Below are 19,548 nucleotides of genomic sequence, written 5' to 3'. Positions count from 1 at the left end.
GTTATGTAGGTTATCTAGTAATAAAGGATAATTTACCTATTATGCATACGTATTCAGTTTTTATTTAATCAATTCTCAATCTAGTGTTAACCACTTGTAAATAGCATCGAGTAGTTGTTTTGCTCGCTCAACAGTTGGATCACACACTATGAAACTCAATAAAATAATCACCACCGCAGGTTTAAGCCTAGGGTTGCTCTTACCGAGTATTGCCACAGCTACGCCCACCACATTTGTGCATTTGTTTGAATGGAATTGGCAAGATGTAGCGCAAGAATGTGAGCAATACCTAGGACCAAAAGGCTACGCTGCAGTACAGGTCTCGCCGCCTAATGAGCACATTACAGGAAGCCAATGGTGGACACGTTATCAGCCAGTAAGTTATGAACTGCAAAGTCGTGGCGGAAACCGTGCGCAGTTTATCGATATGGTAAATCGCTGTAGTGCAGCTGGGGTTGATATTTACGTTGATACGCTTATTAATCATATGGCAGCAGAAAGTGGCACTGGCACAGCGGGAAATAGCTTTGGTAATAAAAGCTTTCCTATTTATAGCCCACAAGATTTTCATGAAAGTTGTACCATTAATAGCTCTGACTATGGCAACGATCGCTACCGAGTACAAAATTGTGAACTCGTTGGACTTGCCGATTTAGATACCGCTTCAAACTATGTGCAAAATACCATTGCAGCATATATTAACGACTTGCAGGCTATTGGCGTAAAAGGCTTTCGTTTTGATGCTTCTAAACATGTTGCAGCAAGCGATATCCAAAGTTTAATGGCTAAAGTAAATGGCTCGCCAGTGGTTTTTCAAGAAGTGATCGATCAAGGTGGGGAGGCTGTTGGTGCCTCTGAATATTTAAGCACAGGTTTAGTAACTGAATTTAAATATAGCACTGAGCTTGGTAACACCTTTAGAAACGGCTCGCTTGCATGGCTGAGTAATTTTGGCGAAGGGTGGGGCTTTATGCCAAGCTCTTCTGCGGTGGTTTTTGTAGATAATCACGACAATCAGCGCGGGCACGGCGGCGCTGGTAATGTAATTACCTTTGAGGATGGCCGCTTATATGACTTAGCCAATGTATTTATGTTGGCTTATCCGTACGGTTATCCAAAAGTAATGTCGAGTTATGATTTTCATGGTGATACAGATGCTGGTGGGCCAAATGTACCTGTACATAATAATGGTAACTTAGAGTGTTTTGCTAGTAATTGGAAGTGTGAACATCGCTGGTCATATATTGCAGGCGGGGTCGATTTTAGAAATAACACCGCCGACAATTGGGCAGTAACAAACTGGTGGGATAACACAAATAATCAAATTTCATTTGGCCGAGGTAGCTCGGGTCATATGGCTATTAACAAAGAAGACTCAACACTTACTGCAACTGTGCAAACCGATATGGCGCCAGGGCAATACTGTAATGTGTTAAAAGGCGAGTTGTCGGCTGATGCTAAAAGTTGTAGTGGTGAGGTTATAACGGTTAATTCCGACGGTACTATTAATCTTAATATTGGCGCTTGGGATGCGATGGCAATTCATAAAAATGCCAAGTTAAATACAAGTTCAGCGCCAAGCACTGAAGGTGACTGGCAGCGAACGGTTATTTTTATTAATGCACAAACACAAAGCGGACAAGATATGTTTTTGCGCGGTGGGATTGACCACGCTTATGCAAACGCAAACCTTGGTCGAAATTGCCAAACAAGTAATTTTGAGTGTGCAATGCCTATTCGTCATAATAATTTAAAAAACGTGACAACAAGCCCTTGGAAAGCAAATGATAACTACCTTGATTGGTATGGCATAGAAAATGGACAAAGTAGCGAAGCAGAAGGTTCTGCTACCGACTGGACAACGAATGTTTGGCCTGCAGGTTGGGGCGCTGAAAAAACGCTAAACACAGATGGTTTTGGTGTAACACCATTAAATATATGGGGCGAACACTATTGGATGCTTGATGTGGATATGGATTGCAGTAAAGCGGTTAATGGGTGGTTTGAGCTAAAAGCATTCATTAAAAATGGCCAAGGATGGGAGACTGCTATTGCTCAAAACAATACTCCTTATACAAGCACTAATCATATGGCGCAATGCGGAAAAGTTAATAAATTTGAGTTTAATAATTCAAGTGTAGTAATTCGTAGTTTTTAAAAAATAAATAAAAAGCCTATATTTGAACCTAAGCCTAAGCTAATGGTTATTAGTTTAGGCTTTTTGCTTTTTAATCTGAACTCTGGTTAAGAGATTTACTAACATATTGAATCATGGTGATATTTAAATTTATTTTCTCTAGCCAGAGATTTTCAGTGAAAACAAGGCGAATTTACGGGTCAATAGCTGGCCTATTGCAAGTAAATTCAACGCAGTTAGCGCTGAAAATAGCTGCTCGAGATAGATTTATTATCCAGAGTTCAGGTTTATTATTTTAAGTACAGCGCTTTAATAGTGTGTTTATAAATCACCTGTTATGATTTAACCATTGGCCACTTAATCTTAAAGACAACACAATGAAAAAGTTAAATAAAATAGCATTACTTAGCACGTTAACAGCCACCATTTTTGCAAGCCAAGGTGTGTTTGCTGCTATTACGCCAGTAGGCCTTTGGAAAACGACTGACGAGGATACAAACCAAGCTAAGTCGTATGTACGTATTAGCCAAACCAACGGTGTATTAAGCGGCAAAGTTGAAACCATTCTTAACCCTGCAAAACAAAATGATATATGCAGTAAGTGTGATGATGAGCTAAAAGATCAGCCTATTTTAGGAATGACCATAATCACCGATGTAAAAGCACAAGATGATGGCGTATGGGCAGACGGTGAAATACTCGACCCAATAAATGGTAAAACCTACACCTTACAATTAACCCCGCAAGATGAAGGTAAAAAGCTCGAAGTACGCGGCTACATTGGCTTTTTTTACCGAAACCAATATTGGCTAAGAGTTGAGTAAGTTTAACTACTTACTTAATTACTAAACGTTAAATAATTAAGCATTAACTGAAATCATTTTTGCGCTTTGCCTTTCTTACTCACTAAGCCTGCCATATTTAATTGGCATAAAATTTTGAGTAAATAAAAGGGTAAAATATGATTAAGTACATAGTTGCTTTAATAATGCTTAGCACACTGTTAATAAGCGGTGGGGCAAACGCAAAGGATGATGCGGTAAACACTGGCTGGTTTAATAACACGGCTATTAAAGGGTATGACAGTGTTGCTTATTTTACCCAAAATAAAGCCGTTAAAGGCAGCGACAAATATACGTTTAGTTATTTAGGTGCCGACTGGCATTTTTCGAGTGAAGAAAACAAAACGGCATTTGCAGAAAACCCAAAGCTTTATGCACCGCAATATGGTGGCTGGTGCGCTTATGCAATGGCTGATGAGGGGAATGCCGTAGGGATAGACCCAGAAGCATTTTATATTCACGAAGGTAAGCTTTACTTAAATTACAGCCAAAGCGTACAACAAAAATGGTTAAGTAATTTATTGCCATACATTGTGATGGCTGATGGATATTACCCACAAACGACCAATGTTATGACGTTTCAATAAATTACTCATATTATTAGGGTCTTTTGAACTTTGCGGATTAAAATTTGTTCAAACTAGGGGCTATTTAATCGCGGCGCGAGATTTGTAACCTAGTGGGCTCGGTAACTGCTCCTGCGTTACCCTACTGGCTTACATCCATGTAAGAATAAGTAAAAACCGAGCAACAAAGAGTAAGTAGCCCCTAGGAAGAACCCTTTGGGCAGCGCCTGTTTGGCATTAATGCTACGTTATCGCCCATTTATGGGGAATAACCACACTGCATAGGCTCTGCCTTGCCTAAATACCAAACAGACTGCTGCAAATTCAACCTTAAAAGATCAACAGAGCCTAGTTAAAAAGCCCGCAACTAAACTAGTTGCGGGCTTTTTACTTATTAGCTAATTAATTAAAGCGTTTCGCTATATTCAGTCATTACCTGTTCAACCCATGTTGCAATGCGCTCATCGCTTAGCTCGTATTGACTGTCTTCGTCGAGCGCAAGACCAACAAACTGTTTACCATCAGGCGTTAATGCTTTTGAAGCTTCAAACTCGTAACTACTGTCGTTTGGCCAAAAACCAAGTTGAGTAAATGTTTGCGTATTTATTTCATCGTGTAGCATGCCTAGGGCATCTTGAAACCATTGCCCGTAACCTTGCTGATCGCCCATGCCAAATAAAGCAATGGTTTTACCGTTTAGGTTTACGTCGGCTATGTCGTCCCACTTTGACTCCCAGTCTTCTTGTATTTCACCAAAATCCCATGTTGAAATACCAAAGATGATAAAGTCGTACTGCTCTGCATTTTTTAGTGGCTCGTCTTTAATATTGTGCAGGGTAACTATATCGGCACCAATAATGTCGCGAATCTTTTCTGCTGCCATTTCGGTGTAGCACGTAGTAGAACCAAAAAATAAACCAATTTGCATCGTATTTATCACTGTGTAATTGCCTGATATGATAGGCTCAAGTTTACCGTAAGGTATTTTTAATTGATACCTTAGCAAAGCATGAGAGCATAATGTGACAACGCTATCTGACGATTCTTTTGAAAATAACAGCAGTATGAGCAGTAATAGCGACTACCTAGAAACCTTTTTAGATAGCCTGTACTTAGAACAAGGCGTAAGCGAAAATACATTAAGCGCTTATCGCAGTGATTTAGATAAGTTTTGCCTATTTTTAAAGGGCGAAAATTTAATGACGGTAACGGGGCTCGACATAGAAAGCTATTTAGCGCATCGAGTTGATTTAGGTTTAAAACCACGCAGTACAGCACGTAGCATTAGTGCGCTAAAGCGTTTTTATCAGTATTTTGTGCGCGAAAAAATAATTAGTGATTCGCCCATGCTAAACATAGCTCAACCAAAAGCCGGACAGTCGTTACCTAAAACACTCTCAGAAGCTGAAGTTGAGGCATTGTTAAATGCGCCCAACACAGAAGAAGCGATGGGACTGCGCGACAAAGCCATGCTAGAGCTACTTTATGCAACGGGCTTGCGTGTAAGTGAGCTTGTTGGGCTTCGTATGGAGCAAATTAATTTGCGCCAAGCGGTTGTGTTTGTAAAAGGCAAGGGTAACAAAGAGCGCTTAGTGCCATTGGGTGAAGAAGCCATGTATTGGCTGGAGCAATTTTTAAAGGGTGGGCGTGCACAAATGATAAAACACGCCACCGATTTTGTGTTCCCATCTAAGCGCGGAGTAGGCATGACGCGACAAACCTTTTGGCATAGAATTAAACACTATGCTATTTTGGCATCAGTTGAGTCTCCATTATCGCCCCATACCATGCGCCATGCTTTTGCTACGCACTTATTAAATCATGGGGCAGATTTACGTGTGGTACAAATGATGTTGGGCCATAGCGATTTATCAACGACGCAAATTTATACCCATGTTGCCAATGAACGGTTAAAGTCGGTACACGCAGAGCATCATCCGCGAGCGTAAGTTTGAAAGTAAATATTATTAAGCCGGTCAATATATTAAGTGTTTTTAGGATAGAGAGAAGTTATGAAAAAATTAATGTTAGCAGGTGCCATGTTGTGCACAAGTATTAGTGCATTTGCAAATGGCGTTGCTGTAACACCAGATGCTAATGATCCTATTATTACTAAATTTGCCGAGCTTGGTGTAACTGTAAAGCAAATTAACCCAAGCCCAGTAGCGGGCTTAAAAGAGTTGATCACTAATAAGGGCGTACTTTACGCAAGTCCAGATGGTCAATTTTTAATGCAAGGTACGTTAATCGATTTAAATAATCGTAACAACTTAACAGAGCAAGCATTAAACGGCGTGCGTGTTGAGGGCATTAAAGAATACGAAGATTCGATGATTGTGTACAAAGCACCAAACGAAAAACACAGTATTACTGTATTTACCGACATTAGCTGTGGTTACTGTCGTAAATTACATCGCGAGTTAGACGATTTACTTGATGCGGGTATTACCGTTAAGTACCTTGCGTTTCCACGTGGTGGCTTACAAGGTTCAGGCTACGCCGATTTAATGAATGTATGGTGCGCACGCGATCAGCAAGAAGCACTAACAGAAGCTAAGTCGGGCACAAGCACTAAAGTAGTTGCAGGCTGTAGCGCACCGGTTGCAGAGCATTACCAGCTTGGTCAAAGCTTTGGTATTAGCGGCACGCCTGCCATTATTTTAGAAGATGGTACGATGATCCCAGGTTACCAGCCAGCAGCAGCACTAAAAGCAGCATTAGATGCTAACAAAGCGTCGTAATACGTTTTATAGCTAATAAAAAGGCCTTAATGGCCTTTTTTTGTCTTTTTAATACGACCCAATAAGTTAAAACTCTGCATGAAAAAACTAATCATTGCGCGTGAAAACGTTGACGACTCGCATCTACCGAGTAATTTACATCCTGTAATTAAACAAATTTATGCTAACCGCAATGTATTTAATGCCGACGAGCTAAATAACAGCGTAGCTACGCTTCACGACTTTAAATTGTTTAAAGATATCGACAAAGCCAGCGATTTATTAATTGAAGCATTAAAAGCGCAAAGCCAAATATTAATAGTCGGCGATTTTGATGCCGATGGCGCAACAAGCACTGCAACATTAATGCAAGGCCTTGAGATGTTTGGTTTTAAGCATTTAGATTACTTAATTCCTGACCGGTTTAGCTTAGGTTATGGTTTAAGCCCCGCACTTGCAGAGCAAATAGTACAAATAAAGCCTGATTTAGTGATCACCGTAGATAACGGCATATCGTGTATTGCTGGTATTGATATTTTAAAAGCGGTTGGTATAAAAGTGCTGGTAACAGATCACCACTTACAAGGTGAGCAGCTGCCAAATGCCGATGCAATAGTAAATCCAAATAGGCACGAATGTAACTTCCCGTCTAAATCTATAGCAGGTGTTGGCGTTGCTTTTTACTTACTGATAGCACTGAGAAGCGTAATGCGAGACCTTGGTTATTTTGAGCAGCAACCGCCGCCTAATTTAGCTAACTTGCTCGACATTGTAGCGCTTGGTACGGTTGCTGACGTGGTCGCACTTGATGCAAATAACCGCACCTTAGTACACCAAGGTTTAGCACGTATTCGCAGTGGTAAAACACGCCCTGGTATTACCGCGCTTATTGAAGTGGCTAACCGCAATGCTGCCCGCTTAAGCGCAAGCGACTTTGGCTTTTCACTTGCGCCGCGTTTAAATGCAGCAGGGCGATTAGACGACATGAGTTTGGGTATAGCTTGCTTGCTTAGCACCGACATAAACCAAGCGCGTAGTATAGCCGGCGAGCTCGATAGCTTAAACTTTGCACGGCGCGAAATAGAACAAGGCATGCAAGCCGAGGCGCAAGCCGTGCTTGATAGACTCGCATTTAGCGACGATAACGTCCCTGATGCAATCTGCTTGTTTCAAGACGATTGGCACCAAGGTGTTATTGGTATTTTGGCTGGTCGCTTAAAAGAAAAATACCACCGACCAACCGTTATATTTGCTGGTGGCGAAAATGGTGAAATAAAAGGTTCGTGCCGCTCTATAGAAGGGTTGCACATGCGCGACTTACTCGAAGGGCTTAATACTGCTGAGCCACACTTAATTAATAAATTTGGTGGCCACGCAATGGCCGCTGGTTTAAGTATTAATGAGCAACACTTTAACGACTTTAAAAAGGCATTTGATGCTGCAGTGAGTGCGCAACTGAGTGAAGAAAGTAAGCGCTGTATTGTATTTACCGACGGTGAGCTGCCAAACGAGTGCTTTACTATGGAATTTGCACAGTTATTAAAGCAATCGGGCCCGTGGGGGCAGCAATTTCCTGAGCCGGTGTTTGAGCACACATTTGAAGTAATACAGCAGCGCATAGTCGGCGAAAAGCACTTAAAACTTGTATTAAAGCATCAATCAGGGCGATTAGTTGACGCCATTGCCTTTGGTATTGATGTAAAAGAATGGCCCGACACAGAAGCGAAGTTTGTAAAAGTAGCCTATCAACTAGATATAAATGAGTTTAGAGGTAAATTTACGCTGCAATTAATCGTTAGAGAGCTTGAAAAAGTGCACTAAAAAATATGCACAAATCATGCATAAAAGGCTAATAAAGCGCGCGGTTTTTTGTTAAAATCGGGCGTTTTTATCATTTGACGATAATTTGTTGCGAAAATCCCATGTAAAGGGGCGCAATTACCTAGCCATTTTGGAGTGATGTACATGTTTGAAGTGAATCCTGTGATTAACCAAATCAAGGAAATTCGCGAACGTACTGAATTGCTTCGGGGGTACCTTTGACTACGCTCTTAAACAAGAACGCCTAGAAGAAGTTAACGCCGAACTTGAAGATTCAGCCGTATGGAACGAGCCTGAACGCGCACAAGCGCTTGGCCGTGAAAAATCAGCATTAGAGGCTGTTGTTGAAACAATCGACAACCTTGTAGCCGGTACTGACGACGTTGAAGGTCTACTTGAACTTGCTGTAGAAGCCGAAGATCAAGATACCTTTGATGAAGCACAAAGCGAGCTTAGCGATCTAAACGAGCAGTTAGAAGGTTTAGAGTTTCGTCGTATGTTTTCAGGTCCTCATGACTCAAACGATGCGTACCTTGATTTACAATCGGGTTCTGGCGGCACTGAAGCACAAGACTGGTGTAACATTCTACTTCGTATGTATTTACGTTGGGGTGAGGCTAAAGGCTTTAAAGTTGAGCTAGTTGAAGCAACCGACGGTGATGTTGCCGGTATTAAAGGCGCAACAGTTCGCTTTGTTGGCGAATACGCTTATGGTTGGTTACGTACAGAAACAGGCGTTCACCGTTTAGTGCGTAAAAGCCCGTTTGACTCAAGTGGTCGTCGTCATACCTCATTTGCTTCTGCGTTTGTATACCCAGAGATTGACGATAATATTGAAATTGATATTAATCCGTCAGACCTACGTATAGACGTTTACCGTGCATCAGGCGCGGGTGGTCAGCACGTTAATACCACCGAATCGGCGGTTCGTATTACTCACGTACCAACAAATACCGTAGTGCAGTGTCAAAACGAGCGTTCACAGCATAAAAATAAAGCCCAAGCGATGAAGCAGTTAAAAGCTAAATTATTTGAGCTTGAGCTACAGCAGCAAAATGCTGAAAAACAAACGCAAGAAGACGCTAAATCTGATATAGGTTGGGGTAGCCAAATACGTTCATACGTACTTGATGACGCACGTATTAAAGATTTACGTACAGGCGTTGAAAACCGCAATACCCAATCGGTACTTGACGGTAACTTAGATAAATTTATTGAAGCCAGCCTTAAATCTGGCCTATAACCACCAAGCTAATAAAGAGCTAAAAAATGACTGATAAAATCCAAGACGAAAACAAGTTAATCGCTGAGCGTCGCGGCAAGTTAGACGCGATACGCGAAAATTGCCCAGCCAACGGTCATCCAAACCAATTCCGTCGTGAGCATTACACGGCTGATTTGCAAGCCCAGTTTGGTGATAAGAGCAAAGAAGAATTAGTTGAACTACAAGAAGTTGTGTCTATTGCTGGACGTATTTTAGCAAAGCGTGGACCGTTTTTTGTAATTCAAGACATGAAAGGTCGCGTACAAGCGTATGCATCTAAAGATGTTCAAAAAGACCTTAAAGAAAAATATGGTCAGCTAGACACTGGCGATATTATAGGTGTTAAAGGCGCGTTAAATAAATCGGGTAAAGGCGATTTATACGTAGAAATGACTGAGTATCAATTACTAACTAAGTCACTTCGCCCGTTACCTGAAAAATTCCATGGCTTATCAGATCAAGAAACAAAGTACCGCCAACGTTATGTTGACTTAATTACTAACGAAGCAACGCGCGAAACATTCCGCATTCGCTCACAAGTGGTTGAAGGTATTCGTCGCTTTTTAGCAGACCGTGACTTTATGGAAGTAGAAACACCTATGCTACAGGTTATACCTGGCGGTGCATCTGCGCGTCCGTTTGTAACTCACCATAACGCGCTTGATATCGACATGTACCTACGTATAGCGCCAGAGCTTTACTTAAAGCGCTTAGTGGTAGGTGGTTTTGATCGTGTATTTGAAATTAACCGTAACTTCCGTAACGAAGGGTTATCTACACGTCACAACCCAGAATTTACAATGATTGAATTTTACCAAGCATACGCTGATTACATCGACCTGATGAACATCACCGAAGATATGCTACGTACTGTTGCAGAAAACGTACTTGGTAGTGCAGTTGTAGTTAATACAACTAAGGACGAAAACGGCGAAGTTATCGATTCAGTTGAATACGACTTTGGCCAACCGTTTACACGTTTAAGTATGGCGGATGCTATCTTAAAATATAATCCTGAGTTTGATGCTGCGGTATTTAATGACCCAGAAAACCATTTTGAAGAGTTAAAAGCGTACGCTAAACAAGTGCACGTTAAAATTCCTGAAAACTGTGTTTGGGGTCCAGGTAAGTTTCTTTGTGAAATATTTGAAGAAACAGCAGAGCACATGCTTATTCAACCTACGTTTATTACTGGTTACCCGTGGGAAGTATCACCACTTGCACGCCGTAACGACGAAAACCCATTTGTTACCGACCGTTTTGAGTTTTTTGTTGGCGGTCGTGAACTTGCAAATGGTTTCTCTGAGCTTAACGATGCACAGGACCAAGCTGAGCGCTTTACTCGTCAAGTTGAAGAGAAAGACGCAGGCGATGATGAAGCAATGCACTACGACGAAGACTACATACGCGCACTAGAGTACGGCTTACCGCCAACGGCTGGTGAAGGTATTGGTATTGACCGTTTAGTTATGTTGTTTACTGATTCATCAACAATTAAAGACGTTATTTTGTTCCCGCATATGCGTCCACAAGCTGACTAATCTTTAGTAGAACAAAGTAAGTTAATAAACGCCGCTTAATAGCGGCGTTTTTTTGCTTATAATTAGTGTTTTAATTAATAAGTACTACACTAAAAATTAAAGGTAATTATTAGTGCTGATTAATGTGCAATCAGCTTCAATAACTTATTGTTATTGGAAGTTTTTAATATTAAAACTAACAGTGCTATAGCTTTTTAGTATGATTGTTTTTTAAACACATGTTGTATTTATGTAAATATTTAGGCTAGAATACGCACGAAATTTACACTGCTTGGTATTTAGCAGCTAAATATTGATTCTTAAAGGACCTAGAAAAAGAGTATGAAAGACAAGCGATTAGATGATTTATCAGAAGAATGCACATCAGAGCAAGAACGAAACGCTTACTACCGTGCTTGTATCGCTGAATTTCAACAATTAGGTTACCAAGAACAGTATTTGGCTCAGTTAACTGATGATTTAGTTCCCGTGCTAGGTGTTAATCCTTCAAATAAAAATACGTAACCCGCTTAAATTTCAAACAAATTACACTTTTAAACCAAGCATATGTGCAATCTATAACCATATAGTCGTTTTTGGTAGAAAAGTGTTTGACATATTTTCTGAAATCTTTATTATACGCCCCACAAGACGGAGAGGTGTCCGAGTGGCCGAAGGAGCTCCCCTGCTAAGGGAGTATAGAGTTTGTAGCTCTATCGAGGGTTCGAATCCCTCCCTCTCCACCATTTCTTTTAATGGCGTGTTTTGTAAAATTTTAAAGTATGGGTGCATAGCTCAGCTGGATAGAGTACTCGGCTACGAACCGAGCGGTCGGAGGTTCGAATCCTCCTGCGCCCACCATACTTTAATAACTCTGCTTAGAGTCTAAATAAGCAAACTATAAAGTGGGTGCATAGCTCAGCTGGATAGAGTACTCGGCTACGAACCGAGCGGTCGGAGGTTCGAATCCTCCTGCGCCCACCACTTTATAAACTCTACTTAGAGTATAAATAAGTAAAACTCTCACTTAGAGTAAAAACAAGTAATAGTAAAAATGAAAGTGGGTGCATAGCTCAGCTGGATAGAGTACTCGGCTACGAACCGAGCGGTCGGAGGTTCGAATCCTCCTGCGCCCACCACTTTCATGTTTTCATACACTTTTAAGTGTAAGAAAAATAAACCGATGGAAATCGGTTTTTTTATGCCTGAATTAATACGCTCTGCTTAGAGTTTAAATAAGCAATCTATGAAAGTGGGTGCATAGCTCAGCTGGATAGAGTACTCGGCTACGAACCGAGCGGTCGGAGGTTCGAATCCTCCTGCGCCCACCACTTTCATAAACAAGCCGACATTAAGTCGGTTTTTTTGTGCCTGAAATAAAGTGAAATTGGTAGATGGCTAACTTGTAGACGCAGAGCTTGCTCGCGTGAGAAGCGCAACTTCTAATCTATAAAACTCACAGCACATTTACGAGCTTCGCTCGTCGCGTCAGCAAGCTGCACGCCTACAAGTAAAACCAGCCCTAATCTTTAAATCTAAACTTCGAGTTTATTTATCCGCTGTAGACGCAGAGCTTGCTCGCGTGAGAAGCGCCAGCTTCTAATCAGTTATCTAATCAAGCCCACTTAACCCTTTTCTAAAGCTGCTCTTTATTATTACCTATGTTATTTTAAACGCCTTGTTTAAAAGGATATTGCAGTATGTTTAAAACCCTATTTATTACTTTATTTTTTATTTTTAGCACCATTTTTATTGCAAGCGTGCAAGCTAACGAAGTTAATAACTCACTTGTAGTAGGTGCGCAGCAATATGCTAAATATTTACAGCAGTTAAAAAATAAACGTGTAGGGCTAGTAGTCAATCAAACATCAATGATGGGGCAAACTCACTTAGTAGATACTCTGCTGACTAAAAATATTAATATAACTAAAATTTTTGCACCTGAGCATGGCTTTCGTGGCGATCACGATGCGGGCGCCCATGTGAAAAATGCTGTTGATGGTAAAACTGGTATTCCGCTTATTTCTATTTACGGTAAAAATAAAAAACCAAGCCAAGCTGCTTTAGCCGATGTTGATGTGATTATTTTTGATATTCAAGATGTGGGAGTGCGTTTTTATACCTACATAAGTTCAATGCACTACATGATGGAAGCCGCTGCAGAGCAGGGGATAGAATTTTTGGTGCTCGACAGGCCTAATCCAAATATTGCCTACGTTGATGGGCCAATATTAGAGCCAGAATTTAAATCGTTTGTAGGCATGCACCCAATTCCTGTTTTACACGGCATGACCGTTGGCGAGCTTGCCAAAATGATCAAGGGCGAGGGTTGGATCAATAAAGCGCCCGATTTAAAATTAACGGTGATCCCTGTTGATCATTACACTCGCAAAAGTACTTACAGCTTGCCTGTAAAACCCAGCCCTAATTTGCCTAACGATCAGGCGATTGCGCTTTACCCATCACTTTGCTTTTTTGAGGCAACGCCTATCAGTATTGGTAGAGGCACCGACTTTGCATTTCAAGTAATTGGCTATTCGCCAGTAGCATTAGGTGATTTTAATTTTACACCGCGCGCAATTAAAGGCGCTGCTTTAAACCCTAAATTTAAAAACCAAACCGTGCAAGGGCTCGATTTAAGACAAGCAAACACCACAGGCCTAAATTTAACTTACTTAATAAATGCGTACACGGAGCTTAGTAAAAACAACATCTCGTTTTTTGAGCGCGCTGACTTTATGGATAAACTAGCGGGTACTAATAAATTGCGCTTAGCTATTGAAGCAGGGCAATCAGAGACGCAAATAAAACAAAGTTGGCAGGCGGGGCTTGCGCAATTTAAAGCGCAAAGAGCGCCTTACTTGTTATATAAATAAGGGCTAAGCATGTTTATTGCTGTAAAATATCAAAGGTGTGGTTATATCAAACAAGCATTTATAGCGGCATTGAGCTTTATTATTGTGGGCTGTAGTACACCACCGGAACCTATTGGCTCGCTGCCACTGCTTACAAAGAGCCAACTTTTAGAGCTGCCTAACGCACAAGTGGTCGTTACGTTTCCTGAGGTAAATCCAAGTAGCCGGTTTTATGTAAATAACCGAGGAACGTTTAAAGCTTACAAAGGGCGCGGGCAATTATTAATACAAAACCACAACGCACAAAGCGCCGATATTTACATTAATAATAAAAAGCTCGACGTTAACCAACTAAGCGCCAACACCTTATACAATTACAGTTTGGCAAAAAATACTCACAACGGTGTTAATACCTTTAAAGTTGAAAATATTCTCCCTGCTGGCGCAAGTTTAACGCTGCGTTTTGCATTTCCTACTTTAAGCGATGAACCAAAAAAGCATATAGATTTTACTGAAGTAGACACATTAATTGAACGCGATGTAAAAGCGGGTTTTCCTGGGGCTGTATTGGCAGTTGTTAAAAATGGCGAGCTAATAAAATTAACCGCCTATGGCGATGCAAAGCAATACCAGCAAAGTGATTTAATGCTACTACGCCCAGAGCCCATGCAAACTAATACTTTGTTTGATCTTGCCTCAAACACCAAAATATTTGCCACAAACTTTGCACTCATGAAATTAGTAAGCGAAGGGTTATTAAATATTAATAAACCCGTACAAAGCTACCTAAGCGAATATAAAGGTGAAGGGCGAGCAAAGCGCACAGTAAAAGACTTACTCACACACAGCGCCGGATACCCGCCAGTATTTGACTTTCATCGTAAAGATGGCAGCTATGGTGACGCGTTTTATTCGCAAAACAGTAAAACGACCAAACAGTTATTACTTACCAGCGTGCCTTTTAGTAGTAAATCATCTGGGCAGCATGTTTACTCAGATATTGATTACATGATTTTAGGCGTACTCATTGAGCGCATAACTGGGCAGCCCCTTGACGAATACCTAGAGCAGCAAGTGTACGCGCCACTAAAATTAACTAACACGTTATTTAATCCACTTAAAAAAGGCTTTAAGCCGCAGCAATTTGCAGCCACTGAGCTTAGCGGCAACACACGAGACGGGCGCATTAAGTTTGATAATGTTCGTACCACCGTTTTACAAGGCCAAGTGCACGACGAGCGCGCTTACTATTCACTTGATGGCGTAGCAGGGCATGCTGGGCTATTTAGTAATGCTCACGACTTAGCGGTGCTTTGCCAGCTATTACTAAATAATGGCGGCTACGGCGACCAACAATTATTTAGTGCCAGTGCCTTAGCACAATTTTTAACGCCGCAAAGCAGCGATGAGACCTACGGGCTTGGCTTTAGGCTTGCTGGTAACAACCAAGCAAGGCGCTGGCACTTTGGCCCTTATGCAAGCGCGCAGGCTTATGGGCACACAGGTTGGACGGGTACAGTGACCGTAATTGACCCCGCTTACGATTTAGCTATTGTTTTACTTACCAATGCTCGCCATAGTGCAATTAAAGGCTCGCAAAAACGTTACGAATTTACAGGTAAACAATTTGAAACCGCGCAGTACGGATCGGTGGTGTCGCTTATTTATGAAGCGCTACTAAATCAATAAGCTATCGTATAGGTTAAAACGTACTAACAGCATTACTCTAAGTGATTTATTTACAGGTGACTTGAGTAAGGCAATCCATTAAGCTAAGCGGTTTACAAATCTAAGCCAGTTTATGCTGCTAGGCTTAACAAATAAGCGATAAAACGCGTACAAAGCGAGAGTGGCTCGCTAATAATTAAGGTTAACTTTTTATGCATTGGTATTCTATTTTACCGCCGCTAATTGCGATTGCTATCGTGTTTTGGCGAAAAGAAGTGATTATGGCGCTACTTGTTGCTGTTGCTTCTTCTGAGTTTTTACTCGCCTTTCAGGGCGAAGGTAATAGCTTGTTTGACACTTTTTTAAATACCATTGAACGTATTATTTCGGTTGCCAGCTCGCCAGGTAATACACGCATATTAATATTTAGTATTTTAATAGGTGCCTTGCTTGCCTACATTCGCGAATCTGGCGGCGTTGCAGCAACGGTTAATATGCTAATGAACAAAGGTATTGCAAAAAGTAAGCGCCAAGTGGGCTTTTTAACCATGTTTACCGGCATTGCGGTGTTTATAGAATCTAACTTGAGCGTACTCACCTCAGGGATTTTATCGCGTGGCTTATTCGACAAATTTAAAATGAGCCGAGCGCGCCTAGCGTACATTATTGATAGCACCAGTGCGCCAGTGTGTATTTTAATACTACTTAATGGCTGGGGTGCATTTGTACTTGGTTTGTTAGGTAACTACGAGCTAGGTGAGTCGGCTGTATCGGTGTTGTGGGGCAGCGTTGGGTATAACTTTTACGCCATAATTACCCTTGCCATTGTTTTTTATACCATCGCGTTTGATAAAGTGCATGGCCCAATGAAAGAAGCCGAACAAAAACTAGAGCTTCAAACAACTGACTTAAAAGAAGAAGTAAAAGGCTCTAAAGCGCGTTACATGTTAATCCCGCTTATTACGCTTATTACCAGCATGGTTGGCTTTATGTACTACACCGGTAATGGTGTATTAGCAGAGGGCAGCGGCTCTAAATCAGTATTATATGCAACGGTTTTAGCCATTGTTGTCGCTTACTTTTTAATGATTGGCTCACGTAAATTTACGCATCATCAATTAGTTGATACCGGCTTTAAAGGCATGGGCGAATTAATGCCACTGGTCGCCATTGTACTGCTTTCGCTTACACTTGGCGCAAGCTTAAAAGAGTTGGGTACTGGTGTATTTGTAGCGTCGCTTGTTGGCGACTACCTACCTATTTACTTAATAGTACCGGTGCTGTTTTTAACCGGCGCAGTTATGTCGTTTACTACGGGTACATCGTGGGGCACGTTTGCTATATTAATCCCAATTGGTGTGCCACTTATTCAAGCGCTAGGTTTACCGCCATCGCTTGTTGTTGGTGCTATTTTAGGTGGTGGTATATTTGGCGATCACTGCTCGCCTATATCCGACACCAGCGCTGTATCGGCTATTGCATCGGGGTGCGACTTACTCACCCACGTTAAAACGCAGCTACCGTATGCCTTATTTGGTGGCGGCCTTACGTTTATAGCGTACTTAATAACAAGTATTATTGTGTTGTAAAATACAGTTATTTAAATACTCAAAAGCCTGCTTATTGCAGGCTTTTTTGTTTTTAAATTAAGACTGAGGCTAGTAATACCAAGCTTAACGACGCTCTAGCTATTAAATAAACAATTTAAATATAGACTTAAGTACCCGTATTTATATTTTTTAGGTTATTGTATAGCATGAGCTTTAAGCTTTTTGGTAGCTATAAATTCTTACTTTTTAACTCATATAAGGCTGTAAACCCACACTATGTTTGTAATTGATAATATCATTCTCGTTAGTGCCATTTTAATTTTACTTGGAGTGATCTCGAGCAAGTTATCTGCACGCGTTGGCTTACCGGTGCTGGTGCTATTTTTACTTGTAGGCATGCTCGCAGGTGAAGACGGTATTGCAGGTATATCATTCGACAACGCAGAGGCCGCACATGCTCTGGGTACACTCGCGCTTGCTATTATTCTATTTGATGGTGGCTTACAAACGCCCACCAGTTCAATTAAACAAGTGTGGAAACCCGCATCTGCTTTAGCAACCATCGGGGTGTTATTTACCGCTGTAATTACAGGCCTTGTGGCCACTTATATTTTAGACCTGCCCATATTACAAGGTGTATTACTGGGCGCCATTGTTGGCTCTACAGATGCTGCAGCCGTGTTTGCACTTTTACGAAGTGCGGGTATTCACTTAAACAAAAAGCTTAAATCGACCCTTGAAATAGAAAGTGCCTCGAACGATCCAATGGCTATTTTTCTAACGGTTGGTTTGTTAGAAATGCTCGTTAATGACATGCCAGTAGGGCTGGGTTTACTACAGTTATTTGCTCAACAAATGGGTGTTGGCGCTATTTGTGGTCTTTTAATTGGTAAAATATCGGTTTGGTTTATTAATCGAATTAAACTAAATGCATCGGGTTTGTATTTAGTGATGGTAACCGCATTTGGACTGCTTTCATTTGGCCTTTCTGCAACGCTCGGCGGCAGTGGATTTTTAGCTGTATTTATAACGGGTGTTATTTTAGGTAACAGTAAATTTGTATATAAACGCGGTATTTTTCTGTTTCATGACGGCTTAGCATGGCTTGGGCAAATAACCATGTTTGTTGTATTAGGACTTCTTATTAATCCGTCGTCGTTGGTTGATGTATGGTTAGAAGGACTGCTTATTGCACTGGCACTTATTTTTGTTGCTCGCCCATTAGCTGTAGCACCTATTTTAAAACTGTTTGGCTTTAATAATCGCGAAACCTTATTTGTATCTTGGGTTGGTCTTAGGGGCTCAGTACCCATTATTTTAGCTATATTCCCATTACTATTTGGCCTTTCAGGGGCTGAGCTTATTTTTAATGTCGTTTTTTTCGTGGTATTAATTTCAGCCACGTTACAGGGCTCAACAATGCCGTGGATGGCTAAAAAACTAAATTTAGTAGAGCCGCCACCTGATTTGGCTGCTGCAACACTCGAAATTACAGCACTAAACGATATTGATATAGAAATTGTAGAATACACCTTAAGTGATGTTTCTCGGGTTTCTGGGCGCAGCTTGTCACATGCCGCACTTCCTGAGAGCGTGGTTGTTGCTATGATCACACGTGGTCCGTCAATCATACCGCCGCGAGGCTCAACTAAGTTAAAACCAAACGACCACTTATTTGTTGTTTTAAAACCAGATAACAGACCTTTTGTTGATTTAGTTTTTACAGCAACCGATAAAACAAACCATCAAGATAGCCACTTAGCCCACAACGAACTTAAAGTGAAAGGGGTAACGTTGGTAGGTGATATATTTTACTCTTACCATATGCACATAGACGCCCCAGAAGAGATAAGCTTGGAAGAAGTGATTAACCAAAAGCTCTCAGGAGAAGTCAGTAAAGGCGATATTGTTGTTATTGGCAATGTGCAAATACGCGTTATAACAATGGTACATACACGCATAGTTACCATTGGCTTAAAGTATTTAAATAATCCAGAAAAGCGACTTTTAAAGCAGTAATCATTAACAATGATTTGTTTAGCGCTAGGCTCACGTTTATAGCGGACGTAGGTTGGGTTGAGTGGCACGAAACCCAACGGTTCTCCAATGCAATGAGCACACCCAAAGCTAGTTATATGTAGTGTTTTTTGTAGGTGAACAGCTTGCTGGCGTGTCAGGTGTTAGCCTAAAAAGTTTAATGTAGGATAAAACCTTATTTAAGTTTTTATCGTGCTGGCGACAGCGGCAAAGATATACTGACGCTTATATCCCCTGAGCTTTCCCTGTACCACCGAGCATCACATTACTCCCTTCAAATATTGATAGATGTGAAAGTAAATGGTGAAGATAAGATACCAATGCGTGAAATTACTCATCAACTACCTATTTTCATGTCGCGATGTCGGGAAAATTGTTAAACGTGAAATTTATGTTTTAGTTTGGCAAGAAATAAGACCTGACTCTGAGGGATGGGATGCAAAATCTAGCCCAGCGGGTTTTGCAAATTAAATAAATAAGCGCTAACTCAGAAGCTTAGTTTAGAATGATGATATTTCTCCTCAATTGACTTGTGGTATCTGTCAATTTAAAGTGGGATTAAATACTA

Annotated in this window: 15 protein-coding genes and 5 tRNA genes; 19 read left to right on the top strand and 1 reads right to left on the bottom strand. The window is 41.1% G+C overall.

What is annotated here, in order from left to right; all coding sequences use genetic code 11:
* Window positions 1–148 precede the first annotated feature (148 nt).
* The 3 genes from FFU37_RS12730 (at window position 149) to FFU37_RS12720 (ending at window position 3,566) form a co-directional block, all read left to right on the top strand.
* Complete coding sequence (locus tag FFU37_RS12730) at window positions 149–2,158, top strand: alpha-amylase (protein ID WP_138489640.1); 2,010 nt, start codon at window positions 149–151, stop codon at window positions 2,156–2,158.
* A gap of 356 nt (window positions 2,159–2,514) precedes the next feature.
* Window positions 2,515–2,961: a DUF2147 domain-containing protein gene (locus FFU37_RS12725; RefSeq protein ID WP_138489639.1), complete on the top strand. Its 447-nt coding sequence runs from the start codon at window positions 2,515–2,517 to the stop codon at window positions 2,959–2,961.
* Window positions 2,962–3,098: 137 nt separating this feature from the next.
* Window positions 3,099–3,566 carry a YHS domain-containing (seleno)protein gene (locus FFU37_RS12720; protein ID WP_138489638.1) on the top strand — a complete coding sequence of 156 codons (468 nt, stop codon included), beginning with the start codon at window positions 3,099–3,101 and terminating at the stop codon, window positions 3,564–3,566.
* Between the two features lie 385 nt (window positions 3,567–3,951).
* Here the strand turns inward: FFU37_RS12720 and fldB are convergent, their stop codons facing one another.
* Entirely contained in the window at window positions 3,952–4,473 is a 522-nt protein-coding gene (fldB, locus tag FFU37_RS12715) for a flavodoxin FldB (protein ID WP_024605911.1), read from the bottom strand.
* A gap of 94 nt (window positions 4,474–4,567) precedes the next feature.
* Here fldB and xerD point away from each other — a divergent pair, with 94 nt between their 5' ends.
* From xerD to FFU37_RS20310, 16 genes are all read left to right on the top strand, one after another.
* Complete coding sequence (xerD, locus tag FFU37_RS12710; protein WP_002961416.1) at window positions 4,568–5,494, top strand: site-specific tyrosine recombinase XerD; 927 nt, start codon at window positions 4,568–4,570, stop codon at window positions 5,492–5,494.
* Between the two features lie 63 nt (window positions 5,495–5,557).
* Complete coding sequence (gene dsbC / locus FFU37_RS12705) at window positions 5,558–6,286, top strand: bifunctional protein-disulfide isomerase/oxidoreductase DsbC (protein ID WP_002961417.1); 729 nt, start codon at window positions 5,558–5,560, stop codon at window positions 6,284–6,286.
* Window positions 6,287–6,364: 78 nt separating this feature from the next.
* Window positions 6,365–8,086 (top strand): single-stranded-DNA-specific exonuclease RecJ, encoded by a 1,722-nt coding sequence (gene recJ, locus FFU37_RS12700; RefSeq protein ID WP_138489637.1) that lies wholly within the window; start codon window positions 6,365–6,367, stop codon window positions 8,084–8,086.
* Window positions 8,087–8,230: 144 nt separating this feature from the next.
* Window positions 8,231–9,329, top strand: a protein-coding gene (gene prfB, locus FFU37_RS12695) for a peptide chain release factor 2 (protein ID WP_100218355.1) whose coding sequence is annotated in 2 segments (ribosomal slippage) — window positions 8,231–8,305 and window positions 8,307–9,329 — 1,098 coding nt in all. Because the reading frame shifts where the segments join, the coding sequence is not laid out codon by codon here.
* A gap of 26 nt (window positions 9,330–9,355) precedes the next feature.
* Complete coding sequence (lysS, locus tag FFU37_RS12690) at window positions 9,356–10,891, top strand: lysine--tRNA ligase (RefSeq protein ID WP_138489636.1); 1,536 nt, start codon at window positions 9,356–9,358, stop codon at window positions 10,889–10,891.
* 321 nt (window positions 10,892–11,212) lie between these two features.
* The gene (locus FFU37_RS12685) at window positions 11,213–11,395 is read left to right on the top strand and encodes a hypothetical protein (RefSeq protein WP_002961421.1); all 183 of its coding nucleotides are present in this window, start codon (window positions 11,213–11,215) and stop codon (window positions 11,393–11,395) included.
* Window positions 11,396–11,523: 128 nt separating this feature from the next.
* Window positions 11,524–11,616: transfer RNA gene (locus tag FFU37_RS12680), tRNA-Ser, on the top strand.
* A gap of 38 nt (window positions 11,617–11,654) precedes the next feature.
* Window positions 11,655–11,731: transfer RNA gene (locus tag FFU37_RS12675), tRNA-Arg, on the top strand.
* 46 nt (window positions 11,732–11,777) lie between these two features.
* Window positions 11,778–11,854, top strand: a tRNA-Arg gene (locus tag FFU37_RS12670).
* A gap of 78 nt (window positions 11,855–11,932) precedes the next feature.
* Window positions 11,933–12,009, top strand: a tRNA-Arg gene (locus FFU37_RS12665).
* A gap of 115 nt (window positions 12,010–12,124) precedes the next feature.
* Window positions 12,125–12,201: transfer RNA gene (locus tag FFU37_RS12660), tRNA-Arg, on the top strand.
* A gap of 369 nt (window positions 12,202–12,570) precedes the next feature.
* A complete protein-coding gene (locus tag FFU37_RS12655) occupies window positions 12,571–13,746 on the top strand; it encodes an exo-beta-N-acetylmuramidase NamZ family protein (protein ID WP_138489635.1) in 1,176 nt (391 codons plus the stop codon).
* Between the two features lie 9 nt (window positions 13,747–13,755).
* Window positions 13,756–15,414 carry a penicillin binding protein PBP4B gene (gene pbp4b / locus FFU37_RS12650; protein ID WP_138489634.1) on the top strand — a complete coding sequence of 553 codons (1,659 nt, stop codon included), beginning with the start codon at window positions 13,756–13,758 and terminating at the stop codon, window positions 15,412–15,414.
* Between the two features lie 191 nt (window positions 15,415–15,605).
* Window positions 15,606–16,982 carry a Na+/H+ antiporter NhaC family protein gene (locus tag FFU37_RS12645; RefSeq protein ID WP_138489633.1) on the top strand — a complete coding sequence of 459 codons (1,377 nt, stop codon included), beginning with the start codon at window positions 15,606–15,608 and terminating at the stop codon, window positions 16,980–16,982.
* 237 nt (window positions 16,983–17,219) lie between these two features.
* Window positions 17,220–18,962, top strand: a complete 1,743-nt coding sequence (locus FFU37_RS12640) for a potassium/proton antiporter (RefSeq protein ID WP_138489632.1) — start codon at window positions 17,220–17,222, stop codon at window positions 18,960–18,962.
* A 342-nt stretch (window positions 18,963–19,304) separates the two neighbouring features.
* Window positions 19,305–19,451, top strand: a complete 147-nt coding sequence (locus FFU37_RS20310; RefSeq protein WP_175413907.1) for a hypothetical protein — start codon at window positions 19,305–19,307, stop codon at window positions 19,449–19,451.
* Window positions 19,452–19,548: the final 97 nt, after the last annotated feature.

Source organism: Pseudoalteromonas distincta, from assembly GCF_005877035.1.
Lineage (GTDB): Bacteria > Pseudomonadota > Gammaproteobacteria > Enterobacterales > Alteromonadaceae > Pseudoalteromonas > Pseudoalteromonas distincta.
This window is presented reverse-complemented; position numbering and strand designations above follow the sequence as displayed.